The 2900-nt window shown below is 37.2% G+C and carries 2 protein-coding genes; one reads left to right on the forward strand and one right to left on the reverse strand.

All coding sequences use genetic code 11. The annotated features are described in order from the left end of the window. Positions 1 to 27 precede the first annotated feature (27 nt). Positions 28 to 1935, forward strand: a complete 1908-nt coding sequence (locus tag ON09_RS23325; protein ID WP_010603480.1) for a DUF3857 domain-containing transglutaminase family protein — start codon at positions 28 to 30, stop codon at positions 1933 to 1935. A gap of 142 nt (positions 1936 to 2077) precedes the next feature. Here ON09_RS23325 and ON09_RS23330 read toward each other — a convergent pair. Further along, positions 2078 to 2900, reverse strand: an 823-nt coding sequence (locus ON09_RS23330) for an SDR family oxidoreductase (RefSeq protein WP_010603482.1), incomplete at its 5' end; no start/stop codon positions are given.

Raw genomic sequence — 2900 nt, forward strand, 5'->3', positions numbered from 1 at the left:
AATATTTGTTGAAAAAGGCTGATTAATATGAAAATTAAATTAATATTCCTTTACATTTTAGGTTTGGCTAATAGTGCTGTTGCACAAGATAATTATGATGTTGATCTAATCGCCAGCAGTTTGAAAAACCGGGCCAATGCCTGCATCAGGATTAACGAAACCGTTGTAGATATGCGTGCACCCGAAAATGTGATGCAAACGGTAAAAAAAGCAATAACAGTTTTTAATGAAAATGGCGAAGATGAAGCTCGTTTGGTTTTGCATTATGATAAAAATACATCGATAAAAAGCATCAAGGGTGAAGTTTATAACTCAGTTGGTAAACCAATAAGCAAATTTACACAGCATGATTTTTCCGATATCAGCGTAGCGGATGGATTTTCCTTATTTATTGATAGCCGGATTAAACATTATTTGCCAAATGTAAATCATTACCCTTACACCGTTGTTTACTATTACGAAATTAGAAACAAACAAAATTTAGGCATCCCCAGATGGCGACCAAAACCCGCTGATGATGTTTCAGTTGAGCAAAGTTCGTATACATTCATATCCAAACCAACTGATGAGGTTCGCATTAAAACACTTAATTACAAGGGGGCGCCGGAGGTTATAACAGATGAAAAGCAGAAAAAAATGATTTGGAAAGCTGGCAATTTGCTGGCTGTTAAATCTGAGCCTTATAATCCTGATCCTGAAACTTACCTAACCAGTGTTCAGATAGCACCTACTCAATTTACCTATTATAATTACAAAGGCAGTTATCAAAACTGGGAGGAATTAGGTAAATGGGTATATAACAATTTGATTAAACAGCGAAATACCTTATCGCCCGAAACCATTGCCATGGTTAAGAATTTAGTTAAAGATGAGAAAACAGACAAGGATAAGGCAAAAAAAATCTATCAATATTTACAAAGTAAAACGCGTTACATCAGTGTACAGATAGGTATTGGAGGTATTCAACCTATTTCAGCGACGGAGGTTGATCGTTTAGGTTATGGCGATTGCAAAGCCTTAGTTAATTATATGCAAAGCCTATTAAAAGCCGCTGATGTTGATTCTTACTATTGTGTTGTTGAAGCAGGAAGCCAAAAGAAAAGCATGGACCCGAAGTTTGCGGATATGTCGCAAGGGAATCACATCATTTTATGCCTTCCTTTAAAAAATGACACTACCTGGCTGGAATGTACGAGTCAAAAAATCCCCTTTGGATTTTTAGGAGACTTTACTGACGATAGAGTCGTTTTTGCCTGCACACCTGAAGGCGGTAAATTACTGAGAACACCAAAACTAAGCGCACAAAGTAATTTACAGGTACGCAGAGCGAACTTAAAAATTAATCAGGATGGAACGCTTTCAGGAGACATGAGCACAGTTTTTTCCGGAGCACAGTATGATAACCACGAATCAATTATTAGCAAACCGATTGCTGAGCAACACAAGGCCCTAAAATCATCTTACAACATTGATAATATCAACTTTGAAAAAGTTGTTTACACCCAAGAAAAAACATCAGACCCGAAGATAACTGAAGTTTTACAAGTTAACATTGGGCATTATGCCACAATTAATGGAGATAAGTTATATCTGCAACCAAACGCATTTAATATTGCAAGGTCAATCCCGGAGGTTAAAACCAGAGCATTACCAGTTTATATTAACAGAGGATATACAGATGAAGACACCATTTCTTACCAACTTCCAGACCAGGTATCAACAAACTTCATTTTACCAAATGATAAAATTTTCAAGAATGATTTTGGATTTTATGAGGCGAAAGTAAGTTTTGTAGGAAACAAGATAACTTACTCTCGAAAAATCAGAATCAATGATGGAACTTTTCCTGCGGAGAAATATGCAGAGTTCTCAAAATTTATGAATGAGGTAAATACTGCTGATCATTTAAAACTGGTACTTAGCTTAAAAAAATAATTCCTAAGCCAATTCCAATAATCATGATCAAATACATTAATATTTCGGTACTGGCGAAACGTTTATATTTGGTCCAAAAGGAATAATCGTGATCTTGATTGGGCATTTTCATTGATGTAAACATCAAAGATAATAAATTGACTTAATTATCGGGTTTATACGTGGTAATCTCTCTGGCCATGCCTTTAAACAACACAATATGAAAGGGCCACATGGCGTACCAGTACAGGCGTCCCCATAAACCTTTAGGTCTAAAAGTAGCAATCTGCGAAAGAAAGGCCTTGCCATGAAACTCTACCAATTTAAGTTCCAGCCAAGCCTCGCCAGGCACTTTCATTTCGGCATATAGCAATAATCTTTTGTTTTTCCGATCTGCTAAAAGCACCCTCCAAAAATCGAGTACGTCTCCAGCCTGAAGATCAATATTACTTGTTCTTCCACGTCGGGTACCCACACCTCCGAAAATTTTATCTAAAAAGCCCCTGAGCTGCCAAAGCCAATCCATAAAATACCAGCCTCTGCTCCCACCTATACTCCAGATATTTTCAAATACTTCTTCTGCCTTGCGTTCAAAAGGCATTTTTACCTTGTATTGTAATGTTCCGTTTTGTGGTACCTTAATCTGATCCATAAAATCAGTTTGTAAATATCCCCTGTTTAAAGCATCCTTCCAGCTGGATACAATGGAATTCTGATCGATCTTTTCGAAAGCCAAATGCAAGGCTTCAGCGTAGGTTAAACACTTTCTGGGCACCACACTTTTAATACGATCATCTTTACAAACCACTTCGTTTTTCATGCTGTCTACCAAACTTTTGGCAAGCGAGTATGGAACCGGAGTGATTAAATTAAGCCAAAGAGATGATAATCTGGGCGTAAGGACCGGAACGGTAATGATCCATCTCTTCAAACCTCGTTCATTAGCATAACCCAACAACATATTTTTATACGTCAGAATATCAGGT

This window comes from Pedobacter agri PB92, assembly GCF_000258495.1.
Classification (GTDB): Bacteria; Bacteroidota; Bacteroidia; order Sphingobacteriales; family Sphingobacteriaceae; genus Pedobacter; species Pedobacter agri.

Coding starts and splice junctions, on each gene's coding strand:
- ON09_RS23325 (WP_010603480.1), top strand. CDS start 28: ATGAAAATTAAATTAATATTCCTTTACATTTTAGGTTTGGCTAATAGT.